General features: G+C 66.5%; 2 protein-coding genes. Both read right to left on the bottom strand.

What is annotated here, in order from left to right; translation table 11 throughout:
* Nucleotides 1-253 (bottom strand): response regulator (locus BFP90_RS01640; RefSeq protein WP_141688894.1); only part of this gene is annotated, 253 nt, incomplete at its 3' end.
* On the bottom strand, nucleotides 250-758 hold a 509-nt coding region (locus BFP90_RS01635; protein WP_141688893.1), incomplete at its 5' end, for a sensor histidine kinase. The genes BFP90_RS01635 and BFP90_RS01640, both read right to left, overlap by 4 nt.

The raw sequence follows: 758 nt of genomic DNA, 5'->3' as shown, positions 1-758 counted from the left end.
TGATCAGCAGCACCGGCAGGTCCGGGTCCTGGCCGTGCAGTTCGGCGAGCAGCTCCAGGCCGTCCATGCCGGGCATGCGGATATCGCTGACCACCACGCCCGGCCAGTCCCGCGACAGGCGCGCGGTAAGGCCGCTGGCTTCGCCCAGGGTCAGCACTTTCAGCCCGGCGAGGTCGAGGGTCTGGCATAGCGCCTGACGCAAATGGGGATCGTCGTCGATCAGCACCACCTGAATCTGGTTATCGATACTCATACACTGCGGTCCTCGGACGGTTGCACACTGACGCCCGGCGAGCCGGCGCGCAATTTCAAGGTTAACAGCGCGCCGCCTTCCTTGTGGTTGGCGAACAGCAGCTCGCCGCCGAACGCACGCATCAGGGTTTCACAGATGGCCAGGCCCAGGCCCAGGCCCTGGGTGCGTGTCTTGGTGGTGTAGAACGGCTCGCTGGCGCGGCCCAGGGCTTCCATGCAAAAGCCCGGGCCGTTGTCGCGGATGTACAGGTTGACGCCCTGGTCGGTGGTTTGGGCACTCAGCCAGAGTTTGCGCGGCGGGCCCTTTTCGGTGAGGGCGTCGAGGGCGTTGGCCAGCAGGTTGCCCAGCACCTGGCGCAGACGGGTTTCACCGGCCTGTACCCATAAGGTCGCCTCGGGCAGGTCGCGGATCAATTCCACCTCCATTGAGCGCCGCCGCTTGCCCAGCAACGCCAGCGCATCGTCCAGCGCCGGTTGCAACGCCACGCTTTCCGGCGCGTGGCGGT

Source organism: Pseudomonas sp. 24 E 13, from assembly GCF_900004715.1.
Taxonomy (GTDB): domain Bacteria; phylum Pseudomonadota; class Gammaproteobacteria; order Pseudomonadales; family Pseudomonadaceae; genus Aquipseudomonas; species Aquipseudomonas orientalis_A.
This window is presented reverse-complemented; position numbering and strand designations above follow the sequence as displayed.